This window comes from Bacillus haimaensis (assembly GCF_048270625.1).
GTDB classification, from domain to species: domain Bacteria; phylum Bacillota; class Bacilli; order Bacillales; family Bacillaceae_I; genus Sutcliffiella_A; species Sutcliffiella_A haimaensis.
The window spans coordinates 903,842-923,642 of sequence record NZ_CP158164.1 but is presented as its reverse complement, the minus strand read 5'-3'; the positions used below and the strand labels follow the sequence as shown (position 1 = coordinate 923,642).

The window sequence follows — 19,801 nt, the reverse complement described above, 5'->3', positions numbered from 1 at the left end:
TCACTCCTCCATTCCTGACGGAGTGAAGGTATCATCTCGACCTTTTGATTCCCTCACTCCTCCATTCCTGACTGGGTGAAGGTATCATTCCTGCCTTTTTATTCCCTCTCTCCTCCATTTCCCACTGGGTGAAGGTATCATTCCGGCCTTTTGATTCCCTCTCTCCTTCTTTTTCGACGGAGTGAAGGTATCATCCCGACCTTTTGATTCCCTCACTCCTCCATTTCCCACTGGGTGAAGGTATCATCCCGACCTTTTGATTCCCTCACTCCTTCTTTTCCGACTGGATGAAGGTATCATTCCTGCCTTTTGATTCCCCCGCTCTTTCTTTTCCGACTGGGTGAAGGTATCAATCCTGCACCACCCACCACCCATACAAAAAAAGCAGCCCGACACCACTTCTGCCAGACTGCTCCATAAATACCACTTACATAATCGTAAAAGGATCTGTATTCGATTCCGAGACCACTACTTCCAGCTCCCATTTACAATCGGAAGCGGCAGCAACAAGCATATCAGCTGTCCCTTTTTTCATAATCTTTTCTGCGTAGTGACCGGGATCTACTACATTCAAGCCGATTGCCATCGCATCATGTGCAGTATGGAAATAAAGATCTCCCGTTACATATACATCAGCTCCAGCAAACTTGGCATGGTTGATGTATTTGTTTCCATCTCCACCCACTACAGCGACTTTCTTTACCATATCGTCCAAACCGCCCACTACACGGACATTTTTCACGTCAAGCGTCTGCTTCACATGCTCGGCAAAACCAGATAGAGTCATCGACTCAGCAAGCTTTCCTACCCTACCCAAGCCAAGTGTTTCCCCTTCGTTCTTCAGGGCGAAAATATCATAGGCCACCTCTTCATATGGATGGGCTTTTATCATCGCATTCAACACTTTTTTCTCGAGTGATACTGGATAGATGGTTTCCACTTTCACTTCCTTGACCTTTTCAAGCGCTCCCTGCTTTCCGATAAAAGGATCAGTGCCTTCCATAGGAAGGAAACGCCCTTCCCCTATCGAACTGAAGGAGCAGTGGCTGTAATTGCCGATATGACCAGATCCTGCCTCCCCCAACGCTGTACGCACTTCATCTGCGTGAGAATCTGGTACAAAAACACTCAGCTTTCGCAACTCCTCCGTCAATGTCGGCACAAGTACCTTTGTATCGACCAAGCCAAGCGCTTCAGCGAGCATATCATTTACCCCGCCGACGGCTATATCCAGATTCGTATGTGCCACGTACACACTGATATCATGCTTGATACATTTCGTGACAATACGACCCGCTGCATTGCCATCGGTTACATGAGGCAATGCACGGAAAATTGGCGGATGGTGCGCGATGATCAGATCTATTTCCTTTTCAATCGCTTCATCAACTACGCTGTCCAATACATCTAAAGTGATCATCACTTTTTTCACAGGCTTATTCAATGTTCCGATCTGCAAGCCGATCTTATCACCTTCCATCGCATAGCGCTTTGGTGAAAATTGTTCAAACAATTGTATGATTTCATGGCCGTTAGCTGTTTTCAATGCCAAGTTCCTCCTCTACCAGCTTGATCTTCGCTTTCAATTCGGATTTCTTCTTTTCGTTCGCATCTGTAACAGGAGCATCTTCAAGCTGACTGACGATTTTCTTCCAGTGCTCTCTTTCATTTGTCCACTTTTGAACGAAAACGTCATTTTTCTCATTGCTCAGAAATGGTCCCATCAACAGTCCTGCTTCTTTATTATTCAAGTAAGGCTTTCCGCTATCGCCACGGTCCGCTACAAGGATTTCATAGATACGTCCTTCATCATCCAGGATCTTTTCCGCAGTAAGCTCCCAGCCATTGTCCAACAGCCATTCTCTTACCTTCTTTGCGCCGATATTGGGCTGAAGGATCAATCTTTGGACACCTGCAAGCTTTTCCTTGCCCTTCTCGAGAATGGTCTGGATAAGCGTACCGCCCATTCCTGCAATCGTGATGCAGGTCACTTCATTCGGGGAGATGACCTCAAGTCCATCCCCTTTTCGCACATCAATTACATGGGAAAGCTCCGTTCTTCTTACTTGATCCAATGCAGATTGATAGGGACCTTCCACCACTTCCCCAGCAACCGCCCGATCAATCATCCCTTGCAGATAGGCATAGCACGGGAGGTAGGCATGGTCGGATCCAATGTCTGCCAAAATGCTGTTTTTGGGGATATAGGAAGTGACCGCCTCCAGCCGCTTCGATAGTTTTAATTCATTCATTAATGATCACCACAATTATTATGTATTTTGTTACAGATATGCTAAGTATAAAAAAAAATCCTTCACAAATGCAAAGGACCTTTTATATGAAAACATGTTGTAAAGAATGAGGCATTAATGGCCTCCGCCGTCTTCTTTCGCTTCGCCTTCAGCGCCTTCTTTACCGTAGTTTGCCAACCATTCGGATAAGACTTCTGCTTCCTGTGCGTTAGCTTGGCCAGCTGGCATCGCACCTTGACCATTAATGATGATATTCTTGATTTCTTCTTGATCTAATCTTTCGCCTACATCAACAAGAGCTGGTGCCCCCGCTCCCCCTGCAAGGTCATTACCATGACAGCCAATACAAGATTTTGATGCATAGATCTCTTCAGCAGACATATCCGCTGTCGCACCATCTTCACCGTTAGCAATTTTCTCGGCTTGATCTAAACCAATAAAAGAGAATAAGAACATCAATCCCAGTCCTAAAACTGCAATAAATGCAAAAGGAATAAGTGGATTACGATTCATAATTTTCAAACCTCCTTATGTACATGTACGAATGTCGAAACTTATACAAGCACTATCTATTTTACTTTATATTTTACTATAGGAAAAGACCAAAATGCCAACTTCTGTTTTAAATTCACAGTTTAGACAAAAACCTTCATCGGGGATGAAGCAAAAACCTTCATCCAGGATGAAGGTTTCAGGCTGTTGGCAACATATTTAGTTTTCTCTAAAGCACATTCTATATTCTACCTTTTAAAAAGTTTTTCACAAAAATATTTAGCAACCTAAATGTCTGGCAATTACCATTCTTTGAACTTCAGAGGTTCCTTCGCCAATCTCAAGGAGCTTGCCATCCCTCATGAACCTCTCGACATGATATTCTTTCATATAGCCATATCCGCCGTGCAGCTGGACAGCCTGGTCTGCAATTTCCATACAGACCTCGGAAGCATAAAGTTTACACATGGAAGCTTCTTTGGAAAAAGGTCTTCCCTGATCTTTCAGCCATGCCGCTTTATAAACCATCGTTCTTGCAAGCTCAAGCTTCATCGCCATGTCTGCAAGCTTGAATTGGTTCACCTGGAAGCTTGATAAAGATCTGCCGAACTGTTTCCGTTCTTTTGAATAAGCGAGCGCTCGCTCAAAAGCGGCCTGAGCTATCCCTAGAGCCATGGCACCAATTCCGATGCGTCCACCATCCAGCGTGATCAAGAACTGTCTAAAGCCCTCTCCACGCTTTCCAAGAAGATTCTCTTGCGGTACCCTTACATCTTCAAGTACCAATTCAGTCGTATTGGAAGCGTTAAGCCCCATTTTTTCATAGTTATCAATAACCTGGAAGCCTGGTGCATCCGTTGGGACAATCACAGCAGATATTTCTTTTTCATTACCATTTCTGCCTGTAATGGCAGTAAGCGCCAAATGCTTTGCATAGGATGCATTGGTAATGAAGCATTTATTTCCATTGATGATATAGTCATTTCCATCTTCCACTGCTGTCGTCTGGGTTCCACCGGCATCAGAGCCTGCGTTCGGTTCTGTCAATCCAAATGCTCCCATGGACTCACCTGTACAGATAGGAACAAGGTATTGGCGTTTCTGTTCTTCCGTCCCAAAGAGGTTGATTGGTGCCCCCCCTAGTGAAACGTGGGCGGAATAGGTAATCCCAGTGGAGCCGCATGCACGGCTGAGTTCCTCTACTACAATGGCAAAACTTACTGTATCAGCCCCAGCTCCTTCGTATTCTTCCGGAAATGGCAGTCCCATCATTCCCAGATCAGACAGCTGGCGAAAAACCTCAACCGGAAACTTTTTGTCACGGTCCCTTTGAAGCGCCCCTGGTGCCACCACTTCATCAGAAAACTCTCTAATAGTCTTTCTTATCATTGCCTGTTCAGATGTTAAATCGAAATTCATCATTTTCCCCCCTTGATGTTTAGCAAAAACCTTTTCCCGTGAAACTTAGCTCTTAAAAGGAAAAGTAATTTCCATCTACACTTTACATATTGAATACGCTTTCAAATGTATTATAATAGAAAGGAGGGAATATTCTCAACTTTTTAAAATAACAAAATTATATGTAAATTACTTTAATATAATAACTCCGGAGATTAAAAGCCCAGTGATAACGGCAGCGACATTCAGATAGTACCATTTCTTGAGAAATCCGATTACAAACCACCCAACAGCCTGAGCACCTACTGTAACTAGCATCTTGGTGGAATGGTAGCCGGTCGCTTCCACCAATTTCAAAGATAGGAGAAGCACAAGCAGAGCGGTTGTAACGATTGGTATATGTATAAAGAAATGTTCTTTCCGAAAAACATAATAGCCCAATAACGAAAGAAGAATAAAAAATATTATCGGGAGCATTTGCAAATCAATTGACAATTCAGTAAAATAAATGACAAGAAATGTTATTGGAACGAACAATGGAATAAGGAATGCAAGAGATAAATGAAAAAGATTCTTTTTTGGAACTTTTGCTTGTTTATTGCTCCCCTCTCCCTCGGTATATAGCGCTAGCAGATAGTCACAATAGTGTTCCGGAAGCAAGCGGCTATCCTTCCAATAATGTATCTCTTGAATGATAGTATCTTTTCTTTGTCTATTCAAAGTAAATAACACTCCTCTTGCAGGTGCAGATAACTGAAAATTAAAAATAAATATAATGAAAAAAAGAAATAGTTCACCTTATAAATAAAAGCGAACTATTTCGGAGTTTAGATTCTATTCGAGGAAATCCTTTAAGCGTTTGCTGCGGCTTGGGTGTCTCAGCTTTCTAAGTGCTTTCGCTTCAATTTGTCGGATACGCTCCCTTGTCACACCGAATACTTTACCAACTTCTTCGAGTGTGCGTGTACGTCCGTCATCAAGACCGAAGCGGAGTCTTAGCACATTCTCTTCACGGTCTGTCAATGTATCCAGTACATCCTCAAGCTGTTCCTTCAGCAATTCATAAGCAGCATGATCAGATGGAGATGTAGCATCCTGGTCTTCGATGAAATCGCCTAGATGTGAGTCATCCTCTTCACCAATCGGCGTTTCCAAGGAAACTGGCTCTTGTGCAATTTTCAGGATTTCACGTACTTTATCTGGAGTAAGGTCCATATCTTCTGCAATTTCTTCCGGGCTTGGTTCACGTCCAAGATCCTGAAGAAGCTGTCTTTGAACACGGATCAACTTATTGATGGTTTCCACCATGTGTACCGGGATACGGATGGTTCTTGCCTGGTCTGCAATGGCACGGGTGATTGCTTGACGAATCCACCAAGTGGCATATGTAGAAAACTTGAACCCTTTTCTGTAATCAAATTTTTCTACCGCTTTAATCAGACCCATGTTACCTTCCTGGATCAAGTCAAGAAATAGCATTCCGCGTCCTACATAACGCTTTGCAATACTTACAACAAGACGCAGATTCGCTTCAGCCAGACGACGTTTTGCTTCTTCGTCTCCTTCTTCGATGCGGTTTGCCAGGCTGATTTCTTCTTCAGCAGACAACAGGTCCACACGTCCGATTTCCTTTAAATACATACGTACAGGATCATTGATTTTCACACCGGGTGGTACTGTCAGGTCATTAAGGTCGAATTCCTCTTCTTTTGCAAGCTGTTGAGTGTTTGGGTCATCATCCGATTCCGCTTCCCCGATAATTTCAACACCCTGCTCCCCAAGGAACTCATAGTACTCATCCATCTGGTCGGACTCCATCTCGAAGCCGGACATTTTTTCTGCTATCTCTTCATACGTCAGGACTCCACGTTTCTTCCCAACTTCTGTTAGTTGCTCTTTTACTTGATCGATGGTCAATTCTGTTTCCATCTCTTTTGATTGTGCTGATTTTTCAGCCATCAACAGTCCCCTCCTTCCAACATTGAACGCGATAAAGAGGCATATTTATTGTTTTAACTCTTTTTTCAATTGGATAATTTCCATCGCGATTTGTGCAGCATGCAAAAAGTCGTTTTTAACTTCTGCCTGTTTCTTTTCTTGTTCTTTTTCCTTTATTGTTAACAACTTTGGATAATTAAACACCTGTTTCATGTAATCCCGAAGAACTGCCTCACTTAATTCTTCCTCAAGTGTCAGCATTCCAAGCTCGGAAATTTTTTTCTTCAACTCCACCTCAGGGATACGCTCCATAAAAACGCTTATATTCGGTTCATATCCTTCCTCATAAAAGGCATAAAGATAAGTGGCTATCGCCCGATGCTCCTCCATGATGAAAGCTCCTTCGATGGATGCTTGCACTTTGTCGGAGACAGCTCTATTTTTCAGCATATGTGCCAAAAGAAAGCGTTCTGCGTTTTCGTAGGCAGGTTTTAACGTTTTGGAAAAGAGCTTTGGCTGGTTAGATATAGTAATTCTATTCTGCTCCCGATAATCCTTTTTTTGGTTAAGAGATTTATACACTTGAAACTGCTGTTGCTTCAGCGCATCAAGGGAGATGGAAAATTCATCTGCCAGCTGGCGTAGATAATGATCCCGCTCCACCGCTTTTGAAAGCATACTGATTTCCTTCAGAACATCTTCTATATACCTGATCTTTTCTCCTTCGTCTTTTAAGTTTCTGCCTCGGCGAAGGTATTGCAACTTAAATGCCATAAACGTTAAACTTGCCCCTATTACATCCTGCTTGAATGACTCTGGCCCTTTTTTGCGGATATAGTCATCAGGGTCTAGTTTATCTGGCATCAAAGCGACTCGCACATAACAGCCCTGCTCAATCAGAATCTTAGCCGCACGATATGCAGCCTCGATCCCTGCATTGTCACCGTCATAGCAGATGATGACACTTTCGACATGACGGCGGATGATCCTTGCCTGATCCTCTGTCAGGGAAGTCCCCATCGTTGCAATCGAATGATGCAACCCTGCACGATCGGCAGCAATGACATCTGCGAAACCCTCAAAGAGTATCACTTGCTCCTGCTTGCGTATGTGTGGTCTTGCCTGATGGAAGTTGTACAGGATTTTGCTTTTATTGAAGAGTGCCGTTTCAGGAGAGTTCAAGTATTTTGGCTCCCCTTTTCCCAACACACGTCCGGAAAAAGCAATCACGTTTCCTTTATGATCATGTATCGGAAACATGATCCGGTCCCGGAAACGGTCAAAATATTCCGCGGTATGCTCCTTTTCAATAAGAAGACCCGCTTTTTCAAGAAGCTTTTGGTTGTATCCTCTTTTGGTCAAAAACTTCAGGGCGAAATCCCAGCTGTTCAGCGCATATCCAATACCGAACTTTTTCATCATTTCATCGGTAAATTCTCTTCCGCTTAAATAGTCATAGGCTTCCTGACCCTCTTTTGTATTTAAAAGTAAATGATGGTAAAATTTCTGTAAGAGCAAATGGGCATCCATCATCCATTTTGTTTCTTTTGACTGACCTGAATTTCCGGACAGTTCATTTTCCGGGACTTCCATTTCAATATTCGAGGATTTGGCAAGCTTTTGTGCCGCCTCTACAAAACTGACGCCTTCAATATCCATGATGAAGTTAAAGGCATTACCTCCAGCTCCGCAGCCAAAGCAATGAAATATCTGTTTATCCGGGGAAACGGAAAAGGAAGGTGTGCTTTCTCCATGAAATGGGCACAGCCCAAAATAGTTACGGCCTTGTTTCTTTAATTGTACATATTCACCAACTACATCGACTATGTCGGATGATTGTCTTATTTGATCAATGGTCTGTTCAGGAATTCTATAGTTCATAACAACACTCCGTGACTAACTATTCGCTTTCTATTCCCGAATTCCTGCAATATTCGACAAAGTTTTTTTGAATGAATGCACAAAGTTTTCCCTATTCTGTTGAGAAAACGCTTTAGGCCCTTTTGAATAGTTTCCTTTTCTTCGTTCTTTTGCCGATAAAAATCTCATGTGAAGCATCATGTCCATTTCGCTCTCTTCGTATTGTTTTCCACGAGGAGATAGAACATAAACGTTCCGCGACACCAACATACTGGCCAGCCCATGATCCTGGGTTACCACCACATCATTTTTTCTTGCATGGTTGAGTATGTAAAGATCTGCAGATTCCTTTTCATCATCCACATATACCCATGTACCTTTTATTTCGTTTTTGACTACGTGGGAGTAGGATGCTACAAAGTAAACGTCCAATTGATATGTATGACCGATATTACTGATCTCTTCTTTAACAGGACACGCATCTGCGTCTACCAAAATAATAGGTTGTCGATTATTTTGCATGTTAAATGGTTTCTACATCCCTTCCCAAAAACCTTCTTTTTTCGCTAGTTTTTTTATGGTTGTCGAACGAAACTGTCTCCTCGCTATTGACTTATAGCTAGTTTTAGTTTATTCGATTAACTGGAACTCTAAACCCTATACGGGAATTTTTTTATCACAATTTTTTATTATAATATAAACCTTTTGAATTGACCACTAAAATACACCCGAAAATATCATGTTTTTCCCCAAGAAAAAGAGCACTTAGTGTAAGCGCTCCTTCTTCATATAGTAATTTTTCGGTTGACGTTAAACACCGCTGGTGATTTCCGCTAAAGGCACAGCGACCCAAGGGGCGCTGGTGGAGCCTCCTCGGCTGCGCCTGTGGGGTCTCCACTCTAGCGCTATCTCCCGCAGGAGTCTTCGCCTTTTGCTCCAATCAACAGCTATTATTCCTTACATATTAACAAGTTCCTCTAACAGAGCGTTTATAGAATAACTTCATTCTCAATTATTTCAACCGGTTATTATAGATGTTGGAGATGAGGTTGGCGGTTTCTTCTACTGCTTTGTTGGTGACGTCGATGACTTCACAACCTATTTTATTAACGACTGTCTCAAAAAATGCAAGTTCTTCTTTAATTCTTTCGAGGTTGGCGTAGGCAGCTTTATCGTTTAGTCCGAGTGCTTTTAAGCGTTCTTTACGGATGTCATTCAGCTTTTCGGGACTAATCTTCAGGCCGAAGCACTTCTCTGGAGAAACCTTGTACAGCTCTTCCGGAGGATCGACTTCAGGGACGATGGGCACATTCGCTACTTTCAAGCGTTTGTGCGCCAGGTATTGGGATAAAGGAGTCTTGGATGTTCTGGAAACCCCCACCAATACGATGTCCGCTTTGATGATCCCTCTAGGATCACGGCCGTCATCATACTTTACCGCAAACTCCACCGCCTCGATTTTCTTGAAATAATCATCATCCAGCTGTCGCACCAGTCCTGGCTGATATTTCGGCTTTACCTTATATTCCTGTTCCATCAAGTCGACCAATGGGCCGATAATATCGTATACCGGAACCCCTTCCTTCTGGGAAAGGGAAATCAGGTGTTTTCTCATTTCAGGGACTACAAGTGTGAATGCGATAAGTCCGTGATTTATTTTTGCTATGGAAATTACTTCTGTGATGGTTGCGATATCCTCCACATAAGGTATTCTCTTCAAATGGAAATTCGCTCCATTAAACTGGCTGATTGCAGCCTTCACTGCGAGCTCTGCTGTTTCTCCAACTGAATCTGAAAGAATGTATACCGTTCGCTTTTCCATGATTCTCCTCCAATCTAGATTATTTCGTTATGCGCAAGAGCAACAAGAACCTTGGTAATATTTGTTTTCGTAATTCTTCCGACCACTTCATAGCCTTTGTCCGTTTGCTTTACGACTGGAAGAGCATCAATCTGCTTTTCGATTAATTTCTGTGCAACATCGATAATCAGATCGTCTTTAAAACAATAGGTGACATTCGGCATTCTTGTCATGATGATATTAACCGGGATGGAGGTGAGCTCCTGTTTCCCGATGCTTGCACGCAACAGGTCTTTCCGGGAGAGCACTCCCACAATAATAGAAAATTTATCTACCACGAAAAGTGTTCCGACATCCTCTAAAAACATCGTACAGATTGCGTCATAAACCGAGACGCTTTCATGAACTACGACGGGAATCGATGAATGGTCATGAACCTGGATTTTATTGATTTTATCAGATAGAAGTTGGGATCCCGTCTTTCCTGTATAGAAATACCCCACCCTTGGCCTTGCATCCAGATAGCCTGCCATGGTCAGAATGGCCAAGTCGGGACGCAGGGTTGCTCTCGTAAGGTTAAGTTGATCTGCAATAGCTTCTCCGGTGATAGGTCCTTGGTCTTTTACAATCTGTAAAATATGTTCTTGCCGTTTATTCAGTTCTATTGTCGTTCACCACCTATCTTAGAAATGCGGAGCCGGCTCGTTCAGCTCCGACAAGCATAAGACAGTTTCCTGCAGGAGGTTGGTTTTTACCTCCGGAAGGAAACTGACTTATGACTCGAGGAGCTAGCCGGCGCAGCTGGACACATCGAAATGCTAATAATTGTGACATACTTTATATGTAAATATTATATACTAATTATACTGAAATACGACGGAAATGGAAAGAGGCTGACTAAATATAGTTTGCTATTATTAGTCAGCCTCTTTCTTCAATTTTCTTATTTTATCACAGGATGTTTCGTTTGTCTCAAGATATTACTTCACAATAATGACGTTTATATTTCCAAAAATAGAAATCATTCGAGACAGACTTGCCATTAATGCAAGACGATTGCTACGGATATCTTCCTTGTCTGTCATTACCATGATATTGTCGAAGAAGGCGTCAATCGCCGGTTTCAAGGAAGCTAGCTCCTTCCAGACCTCCGTATAGTCCTGGGATTCTGAAGCCTGTAGTACCTTTGCTTCTTTTTCTTTGAACAAGGAGTAAAGTTGGTGTTCATCCTGGTCGATGAGAAGCTCTTCTTTTACCTCGTCATTATTTGTGGCTTTTTTGGCGATATTTCTTACGCGGCTCAAGGATTCCATCGTTTCCTTGAAATTTGCATCCGCTTTTGCAGAGTCCAGAACTTCCGCTTTTTTCACACTTGCACTCATATCATGCAGAGGCAGTTCCAGTATGGCTTCCACGATATCGTAGCGGATTCCGCGTTCTGACAGGTTATTCTTTAAGCGCATTTTGAAAAATTGAACCACTTCTGCAGCAGTTTCTTCTTTTGTACGCTTTCCGATGTTCTGTTCTTCATAATAACTGACAAATTTAGTGATCAGTTCTTCAACGGAAATCGGCCATTTTTTATTGATCAGCGTCTGGATGATCCCGGATGCTTGGCGTCTTAATGCATATGGGTCCTGAGATCCTGTTGGAATGACACCGATCGCAAAGAAGCCGACTATCGTATCCAATTTTTCCGTGATGCTAAGAATTGCTCCAACATCGGATGAAGGAGTATCATCATCGGCAGATCGTGGCATATAATGTTCATTTATTGCGCGAGCGACAACAGGGTTTTCCCCTTTTGCCTTCGCATATTTCTCACCCATGATCCCTTGCAGTTCCGGGAACTCATACACCATGTGTGAAACCAGATCAAATTTGTAGATGGAGGCTGCGCGGCTTACATTCTTCACAGTCTCTTCATCTACCTGAAGGAGATCCGCTAATTGAAGAGCAAAGTTGTGCACTCTTTTAACTTTTTCTCCAGTTGTTCCTATTTCTTCATGGAAAACGATTTTATCTAGTCTTCTTACCGCGTCTTCAATGACAAGCTTTTCGTCTTCCTTTGAAAAGAATGCTGCATCTGATAGTCTTGCACGAAGAACCTTTTCATTTCCTCTTGCTACTATATCCAGATTTTCGTGGTTCCCGTTTCGGACTGTCACAAAATAAGGCAGTAGCTTTCCGTCTTTGCTTTTCACAGGGAAGTAGCGCTGATGCTCTTTCATGGATGTAATCAACACTTCCTCCGGCAATGAAAGATATTCAGACTCGAATGTACCAAATAATGCTGTAGGATATTCAACCAGATTGTTTACTTCTTCAAGCAGGTCCTCATCCACGGGGATTTCCCAGCCATTTTCCTCTCCAATGATGGACAGTTGCTGTCTGATCGCTTCTTTTCGCTCAAAAGCACTTACAATGACGTAATTGGAAAGAAGGGCATCCACATAGCTCGCCGCTTCCTTCAACTCCACTTGCGCCCCTAGGAAACGGTGACCGCTTGACATTCTTCCGGACTCCACATTGGTGATTTGCATCGGAATGATCTCGTCACCGAATAACGCAACCAGCCACTTAATCGGACGAACATAGCGCAGCTCTTCACTGCCCCAACGCATGTTTTTCGGGAAATGCAGGCCTGTCAGAACAGGAACGATCGTTTCAAGGATTTCTTTTGTTTCCTTCCCTACTACATGCTTCTGAACGTGCGCATATTCCACGCCGTTGATTTCTTTGAAGTAGATATCCTCAACAGTCAGACCTTGCCCTCTTGTAAAACCTTGCGCAGCTTTGGACCATTCACCGTTCTCATTCTGGGCTACCTTTCTTGCCGGTCCTTTCGCTTCAACCGTAACATCCTCTTGCTTTTCCACCAGGTCTTCTACCAGCAGAGACAAACGACGCGGCGTGGAATAAACATGCACATAACCGAATTCCAGTTGATTACCCGCCAACCATTCCTTCACTTTCGCTTCCAACTGGTTCATGGAGTCTGTCACAAAGCGTGCAGGCATTTCCTCTAGTCCGATTTCAATTAAAAAATCCCGTTTACTCATTGGTATGCTCCTCCTTATTCAAAATTGGAAAACCAAGTTTCTCTCTTTCATCATAGAACGTTTTCGCCACTTTTCTTGCGAGGTTCCGAACACGGCCAATATATCCAGTACGCTCCGTTACTGAGATTGCGCCTCTGGCATCCAATTGATTAAAGGTGTGGGAGCATTTCAATACATAGTCATAGGCAGGGTGCACGAGTCCATGGTCCATTTGACGATGTGCTTCCTTTTCATAGATGTCAAAAAGATTGAACAGCATGTCAGGGTCAGACGTTTCAAAGGTATATTTAGAATGCTCGTATTCCGGTTGAAGGAAAATGTCACGGACCGTAAAGCCTTCTGTCCACTCCAGATCAAAAACATTTTCCTTATCTTGAATATACGAAGCCAAACGCTCGATACCATATGTGATTTCTACAGATACCGGCTTACATTCCAAGCCGCCTACCTGTTGGAAGTACGTGAATTGAGTGATTTCCATTCCATCCAGCCATACTTCCCAGCCCAGTCCGGCTGCGCCGAGGGTTGGAGCCTCCCAGTTATCTTCAACGAAACGGATATCGTGTTTTAAAGGGTCGATTCCCAGCTTTTTTAGGGATTCCAGATAAAGCTCCTGGATATTATCAGGTGAGGGCTTCATGATCACCTGGAATTGATGATGCTGATACAGTCTGTTCGGATTTTCCCCGTATCTACCATCTACCGGTCTACGGGAAGGCTCTACATAAGCCACATTCCACGGCTCCGGACCAATACTTCTAAGGAAAGTATAAGGGCTCATCGTTCCGGCGCCCTTTTCGACATCATAGGCCTGCATCAAAATACAGCCTTGTTCGGACCAATGATTTTGCAGTGTTAGAATCATATTTTGAATGTTCATCTTCATTTCCCTCCAATTCTTATTTTCAAGTTGACCAAGAGAGGAAAATAGAAAAAACCTCCCATCTCTATGCCAACTTTCATCAGCATAGGGACGAGAGGTTTTCCCGCGGTTCCACCCTATTTGTAAAGGTCTGCCCTTTACCACTTTATCCGTATTGCTCCAGAACGCCTTCCCCATCTCTCTAATCCCTAGCTTGCACTATCCTAGGTTCGCTTTATTAGAGGACGACAGGTACTACTTTCCTTCACCGCAATCATTATGAACGTAATAGGATAATAAATGATTTTTTTCACAAAGTCAATGTATCACCGCTATTTTTTATCAAGATTTACTTTTAACGTCCCAATCTGTTTAAGGAACCGTTTGGATTTTAACATTATCCCTGAATATGCCTCGTAATATTCATCAATGATCAGACGCAGCTCAGCTCGTGTTTCCTCTTTAAGAGACAGGTTTCCTATTCGATGCAGATCGTAATAATAAAAGGTTCTCAAAAGCCTTAAAGCTGCTGGTGAGGCCTTGATAAGATATGGATCCTTATGAAAGCAGCGATGACAAATAAAGCCGCCTTCCTTTATGGAAAAAGCATAAGTACCTTCCGTGCTTGCACAGGAGGCACATTTATTCAATTCAGGTGTTATTCCGATTACATCGAGCATTTTCATCTGATAAATGAACGTTAATATTTCTGCATCCATTCCATCATTGATATAGTGTAGAGTCAGATAAAGTAGTTCGTATAGATGAGGGTTGCGGTTTCTTTCTTCTGTAACCCGGTCCATGAGTTCCACCACAAATGAGCAATAGGCGGTCAGGAAGATATCTTCCCTTATGGCCCGCATCGACTCCATAATATCTCCCTGCTGCAGGCTTCCAAGGCCGCTTCCTTTCTGGAAAACATAAGTGCCATGTGAAAACAGCTGGGAAACTGCCGTCAACCGGCTGCTCGGTTTATTGGCCCCTCTTGCCATTACACCCACTTTCCCCAATTCCTTCGTATACAAAGTCACAATTTTATTGTTTTCTCCGTAGGCATTTGTTCTGATAACTATCCCTTCACACTTATGTAGCAATTCGTACACCATCCCGCACTGATAATCCTGTCTGTATTAATTGTATAGACCTATATGCAAAAAGGCAATCTACAAGGGGTAGATTGCCTTTATCGGGTAGTCATCATCGTCATGAAATTGGTAAGTCTCGATTCGCCAGCTCTTCTGATTGTTCGGGTATATCGACATTCTCCTTTTCAAGCTCTTTAAAAAGAAGATAGGTATCAATATTACCTGTTTCTTTAAACACTTTCCAGGTAAAATCCAACATTGTAAACCCCACCCTTTCTGTAGTAAAGACCAGCATACTTATTCCAATTCCTATATGACTATGATGACCGTTCAAGGGCCAAAACATGTTAGATAAATAATGTAAATTTCCTGAAAAGTTAACTGCTGCGAATATGCTTGCCTTTTATTTTCCATAAGGTTTGAATAAGCAACTGTTTGACAGATTAATTAATATTCATCCTCATTAAAGCCGAAGTCTCTTAGCTGGGATTGCTTGTTGCGCCAGTCTTTCTGGACTTTTACCCATAGCTCGAGGAAGACTTTTGAACCGAGGAGTGCTTCAATGTCCATTCTTGCTTTTTGTCCCACTTCTTTTAATACCTTACCTTGTTTTCCGATGACGATGCCTTTTTGCGAATCACGTTCCACCACAATCGTTGCCTGAATATCCACGATATCTCCACGTTCGCGCTTTTTCATCGAGTCGATAGCAACAGCAATGCTATGCGGCACTTCTTCCCTCGTGAGATGCAGTACCTTTTCCCGAATAAGTTCTGAAACAATGAATCGTTCAGGATGGTCTGTCACCTGGTCAGCCGGGTAGTATTGTGGTCCCTCAGGCAAGAATTGCTTAATCTGCTCAAGTAATGTTTCAACATTATTTCCTTGAAGTGCAGAAATGGGAATGATCTCTTTGAAATCGAATAGAGATTTGTACGTTTCCATTAAAGGAAGCAGTTCGTCAGGGTGAACCTCGTCGATTTTATTTATGACCAAGTATACTGGAGTACTTGTTTCCTTCAGCTTCTCAATAATAAATTCATCGCCTCTACCCAATCCTTCTTTTGCGTTGATCATGAATAGGATGAGGTCCACTTCTTTCAGGGTATTCTGGGCTACTTTCATCATGAAATCGCCAAGTTTATGTTTGGGCTTATGGATACCAGGGGTGTCGATGAAGACAATCTGTGCGTCATCCTGTGTATATACACCTTGTATTTTATTACGGGTCGTTTGAGGTTTGTCGCTCATTATGGCAATTTTTTGTCCAATGACCCTATTTAAAAATGTCGATTTTCCTACATTCGGCCTGCCAATAATGGAAACAAAACCTGACTTGTAGTTTGTATTGGTATTAAGCATCTAAATCCTCCGGTGAAAAAGCTCCTGGCAGCAATTCAGCTACAGTCAATTCCTGTACATCACCGTGAAGGTTGGTTAAAATCACTTTCATTTCAGGTGCACATAATTCAGAGATAACTTGGCGACAGGCTCCACAAGGGGGCACAGGGCGGCGAGTATCAGCGACAACTGCAATTGCGTCAAACTCCTTCTGACCTTCTGAATACGCTTTAAATAATGCCGTACGCTCTGCACAGTTGCACATACTGTATGCGGCATTTTCAATATTGCATCCGCGATAGACCTTTCCGTCTTTTCCTAGTAAGGCTGCACCAACTTTAAATTTGGAGTATGGTACATAGGCTAATTCTCTTGCTGCTTTTGCTTCTTGGATCAAAGCTTCGATGTTCAATATTGTTCTTCCTTTCTTCTATAAGCTTCAGGGTTCGCGTTACTTTTATTTTACCTTAATTCACGTGGTAAATCACGTTAAAATTAAATAAAAATATAAAAAATTTTAAATTTTCAATTTATTTAACGATAGCCCACAAATAAGGCAAAAATAAGAGTATTCCTATTATAACAGAGATAAAAGCAAATACCAGCGCAGCCGAAGCCGCTACATCCTTTGCAATTTTTGCCAAAGGATGATATTCCTCCGTTACAAGGTCCACCACATTCTCTATTGCCGTATTGAGTATTTCAATGACGAGAATACCTCCAATAACCATGAAAAGAATAAGCCATTCCACTTTGGATATATTCAAATATAGGGAGAGCGCTATCGCGCAAAAAGCTATACCGAGGTGGATTTTGATATTTCTCTCTGTCCTCAGGACGAACATCAATCCATTCCACGCATAGGTAAAGCTTTTTGCGAAAGAGCTCCTATACCCCTTCTTATTCCGCTCTTTTGAGTCCATAGGCATCAAGAATTTCCTTTTGTTTATCGAACATTTCCTTTTCTTCCGCTTCGGTTTCATGGTCGTAGCCCAGAAGATGGAGAAGTCCATGGAGCGCAAGAAAACCAAGCTCCCTTTTTAATGAATGCCCATAGTCCTCCGCTTGTTCCATTGCTTTTGGAACCGAAATGATTATATCTCCAAGCATTCTTGGTGCATCCTCATCATAGAAGATCTCCATTTCCCCTTCTCCCATTTCTTCCATCGCAAAAGAAATGACATCGGTAGCCTGGTCCTTATTCCGATAATCGCGATTGATTTCCTTTATTTTTTCGTTATTCACAAAAGTAACAGAAAGCTCTGCACCTGGAGTTATCTCCTCTATTTTCGCTGCAAATTGAAGCAGCTGCTCAATTTCCATCCATTGCTCTTCTGATATTTCCGCAGTTTCATCCATCATATCTATTTCCAGCATCATTCATCATCTCCCTTTTTCTTGGTTGCATCCGGATATTCTATGCGTGAGTGAAAAATCCCCTGGAGGGTTTCACAGAAAGATTTCCCAACCGTCTCAAGCTCTTTGAAGGTCAAGGAGCAGTCACTATATTGCCCGTCCTGTAATCGATCGCTGATAATCGCTTTTACGATACTCTCGATCTTATCAGGTGTCGGATTGTTCAAGGATCTTACTGCGGCTTCAATGCTGTCAGCAGTTCCGACGATAGCCGCCTCTTTTGTTGTAGCTTTCGGACCAGGGTAACGGTATTCCTCTTCCGTCATTTCCTCATTTTTCTCTTTCGCTTTATGGTAGAAGAATTTCAATAAAGTGGTGCCATGATGCTCGGCTGCAATATCCACAATTTCTTTCGGCATATTATGCTCGCGTAATATTTGAGCTCCGTCGGTAGCATGGGCCACAATGATATTCCTGCTGGTTTGCGGTGGCAATTTATCATGCGGATTGCTGCGACCCATTTGATTCTCGATAAAATAATGCGGTCTTCTTGTTTTTCCAATGTCATGATAATACGACGCCACCCTTGCCAACAGACCATTTGCCCCCACCGCTTCACAAGCAGATTCAGAGAGGTTGGCGACCATGACACTATGGTGATAGGTTCCTGGCGTTTCCATCAATATCTTTCTTAACAATGGATGATTAGGATTGGACAATTCCAACAGTTTCATAGTGGAAAGCATGCCAAATCCTACTTCAAAAAAAGGTAAAATCCCTATTGTCAGTACAGCTGAAACGACACCAGATCCTATTGCCATGGTGCTGTGCGTACCTATTTCGAGCCATTGACTGACACCAGACAGGTCCCGGTTTGTCAGCAGCATCATCGCAATGACTGTAATCACATTGATCAGAGATACAAACAGCCCTGTTTGAAGAATCGTCAGACGGCGGTTATGCTGATTAAGGAACAAGACGGAAGCTATAGCTGAAATAATCAGATAAGCCCCTACCGTATAATTCATTGCTCCTGGAACTGTATTAAATATGAGACTTCCACATATCCCGAAAATAATACCTGATATGATCGCTATCCTGTCATCTATTAACATCTTTATCAGCATGGCACCCATCGCAACCGGTGCAATAAAACCGATTTCCGTTGCATTCAGAGTCTGGAACAAGCTGAAGATTTTCAGTAATAAAAGCGTGATCGAAAACACGAGAAGATACATGGTCAAGTAGGTATTTTTACTATGGATGCTCGTATCGATACCCCTGAATAGGTAAGCCAAAGCTGTCACCATCAATGAAATGATAATCGCCAGCCCAATATACGGGGTAATGGAATTGGATTGGTTAACGAGTCCCGCAGCTTCTAGAATCCTGAATTTTTCCCGATCCACAAATTGTCCCGCTTTCACGATAGTATCCCCTTGGGAGATACGCACCGGTTCTACAGTATCTTCTGCTTGTCGTCTAAGGTCCTGCGTCAATTCGGAATCATAGATGACATTCGGGATGATGGCCAAATTTGCAAGAGATATTCCGATATTCCTTACATTCATCGGGAGATTACCATATACTTGCATTTCTTGGACAGCATCATTTTTAGCTGCCTTCACATCATCTTCAAGTCGTATTTTTTTCGACATGGCATTATTGATGGCTGTAACTGTAGCATTCCGTAAAGTGGTAAGCTCTGCTTTGTTCATTTTCAGAAGCATCATATAATCCTCATCGGATATCGCTTTTTTCCAATCATCGGTAACTTGTCCGACCAAGTTTTCTTTGAGCAGGGAAAGCTTCTCTTCATCTGTCAATGCAACAGGCTCTGCAACCTGCTCCTCTTGGGATTCATCTGCTTCTTCTGTCGTAGTTTGTTCAGGCGGCTTTTCTATGGTTTGTATCTCTTCCTGTACTTCTTCCACCACATCAAATACCTTATGTACACGTTCCGCTTGTTGAATGACTTTTTCACGGTCATGTCGGTACTGGTCCTCTACACCATCTGCCGCTTCCCGACGAAGCATGGCAGTTGCTTCCCTGTCCTCGAAATTGTGAGGTGCAACTATCGTTTTTTCAGCGTTAGAGAAAATGCTTACATTTATTTCATCCGGTTTGACATTACTGTACATCAGACCGAACATGATGACACCAAGTAGACAGTAGATGATTATATGATAAAATTTGAACCCTTTCATTTGCTGAAAAGATTTCCCAAAATTAAAAGCACTTTTCTTCTTCATACTCTCCCCCCTTTTTAGAAAAGCGTAGCCGGCTCGGTCTGGCCCGACAAGCATAAGACAGTTTTCCGTAAGAGGTTGGGTTTTACCTCTGGAGGAAAAATG

At 42.7% G+C, this 19,801-nt stretch carries 19 protein-coding genes; all 19 read right to left on the bottom strand.

From position 1 onward, the window contains the following. Positions 1-427 precede the first annotated feature (427 nt). Positions 428-1,546, bottom strand: coding sequence for a Nif3-like dinuclear metal center hexameric protein (locus tag ABN702_RS04425; RefSeq protein ID WP_417899560.1), 1,119 nt, complete (start codon positions 1,544-1,546; stop codon positions 428-430). Beyond that, positions 1,533-2,252: a tRNA (adenine(22)-N(1))-methyltransferase gene (locus tag ABN702_RS04420; RefSeq protein WP_417899559.1), complete on the bottom strand. Its 720-nt coding sequence runs from the start codon at positions 2,250-2,252 to the stop codon at positions 1,533-1,535. Before ABN702_RS04420 ends, ABN702_RS04425 begins: the two co-directional genes overlap by 14 nt. 114 nt (positions 2,253-2,366) lie before the next feature. Beyond that, positions 2,367-2,765, bottom strand: a complete 399-nt coding sequence (cccA, locus tag ABN702_RS04415; protein WP_386635915.1) for a cytochrome c550 — start codon at positions 2,763-2,765, stop codon at positions 2,367-2,369. Between the two features lie 258 nt (positions 2,766-3,023). Then, positions 3,024-4,163 (bottom strand): acyl-CoA dehydrogenase family protein, encoded by a 1,140-nt coding sequence (locus ABN702_RS04410; RefSeq protein ID WP_417900823.1) that lies wholly within the window; start codon positions 4,161-4,163, stop codon positions 3,024-3,026. Positions 4,164-4,331: 168 nt separating this feature from the next. Beyond that, on the bottom strand, positions 4,332-4,862 hold the full coding sequence (locus ABN702_RS04405; RefSeq protein ID WP_417899558.1) for a hypothetical protein: 531 nt from the start codon (positions 4,860-4,862) through the stop codon (positions 4,332-4,334). A gap of 114 nt (positions 4,863-4,976) precedes the next feature. Then, positions 4,977-6,101, bottom strand: a complete 1,125-nt coding sequence (gene rpoD, locus ABN702_RS04400) for an RNA polymerase sigma factor RpoD (protein ID WP_204415861.1) — start codon at positions 6,099-6,101, stop codon at positions 4,977-4,979. A gap of 45 nt (positions 6,102-6,146) precedes the next feature. Continuing rightward, a complete protein-coding gene (gene dnaG, locus ABN702_RS04395; RefSeq protein ID WP_417899557.1) occupies positions 6,147-7,961 on the bottom strand; it encodes a DNA primase in 1,815 nt (604 codons plus the stop codon). Positions 7,962-7,991: 30 nt separating this feature from the next. After that, entirely contained in the window at positions 7,992-8,462 is a 471-nt protein-coding gene (locus ABN702_RS04390; RefSeq protein ID WP_417899556.1) for a YaiI/YqxD family protein, read from the bottom strand. Positions 8,463-8,952: 490 nt separating this feature from the next. Beyond that, a complete protein-coding gene (locus ABN702_RS04385) occupies positions 8,953-9,762 on the bottom strand; it encodes a pyruvate, water dikinase regulatory protein (RefSeq protein ID WP_417899555.1) in 810 nt (269 codons plus the stop codon). 14 nt (positions 9,763-9,776) lie between these two features. After that, the gene (locus ABN702_RS04380) at positions 9,777-10,406 is read right to left on the bottom strand and encodes a helix-turn-helix transcriptional regulator (protein ID WP_417900822.1); all 630 of its coding nucleotides are present in this window, start codon (positions 10,404-10,406) and stop codon (positions 9,777-9,779) included. A 315-nt stretch (positions 10,407-10,721) separates the two neighbouring features. After that, positions 10,722-12,803, bottom strand: coding sequence for a glycine--tRNA ligase subunit beta (gene glyS / locus ABN702_RS04375; protein WP_417899554.1), 2,082 nt, complete (start codon positions 12,801-12,803; stop codon positions 10,722-10,724). Further along, the gene (gene glyQ / locus ABN702_RS04370) at positions 12,796-13,683 is read right to left on the bottom strand and encodes a glycine--tRNA ligase subunit alpha (protein WP_417899553.1); all 888 of its coding nucleotides are present in this window, start codon (positions 13,681-13,683) and stop codon (positions 12,796-12,798) included. The genes glyS and glyQ overlap by 8 nt, the downstream gene beginning before the upstream one ends. A gap of 314 nt (positions 13,684-13,997) precedes the next feature. Then, a complete protein-coding gene (gene recO, locus ABN702_RS04365; protein ID WP_417899552.1) occupies positions 13,998-14,759 on the bottom strand; it encodes a DNA repair protein RecO in 762 nt (253 codons plus the stop codon). Between the two features lie 109 nt (positions 14,760-14,868). Continuing rightward, entirely contained in the window at positions 14,869-15,009 is a 141-nt protein-coding gene (locus tag ABN702_RS04360; RefSeq protein WP_204415876.1) for a YqzL family protein, read from the bottom strand. 188 nt (positions 15,010-15,197) lie between these two features. Next, positions 15,198-16,112: a GTPase Era gene (era, locus tag ABN702_RS04355; RefSeq protein ID WP_417899551.1), complete on the bottom strand. Its 915-nt coding sequence runs from the start codon at positions 16,110-16,112 to the stop codon at positions 15,198-15,200. Continuing rightward, complete coding sequence (locus ABN702_RS04350; RefSeq protein WP_417899550.1) at positions 16,105-16,503, bottom strand: cytidine deaminase; 399 nt, start codon at positions 16,501-16,503, stop codon at positions 16,105-16,107. The genes era and ABN702_RS04350 overlap by 8 nt, the downstream gene beginning before the upstream one ends. Before the next feature lie 118 nt (positions 16,504-16,621). After that, positions 16,622-17,020: a diacylglycerol kinase family protein gene (locus tag ABN702_RS04345; RefSeq protein WP_417899549.1), complete on the bottom strand. Its 399-nt coding sequence runs from the start codon at positions 17,018-17,020 to the stop codon at positions 16,622-16,624. Beyond that, positions 16,992-17,471: an rRNA maturation RNase YbeY gene (gene ybeY, locus ABN702_RS04340; RefSeq protein ID WP_417899548.1), complete on the bottom strand. Its 480-nt coding sequence runs from the start codon at positions 17,469-17,471 to the stop codon at positions 16,992-16,994. The genes ABN702_RS04345 and ybeY overlap by 29 nt, the downstream gene beginning before the upstream one ends. Continuing rightward, entirely contained in the window at positions 17,468-19,699 is a 2,232-nt protein-coding gene (locus ABN702_RS04335) for an HD family phosphohydrolase (protein ID WP_417899547.1), read from the bottom strand. Before ABN702_RS04335 ends, ybeY begins: the two co-directional genes overlap by 4 nt. Between the last annotated feature and the right edge of the window lie 102 nt (positions 19,700-19,801).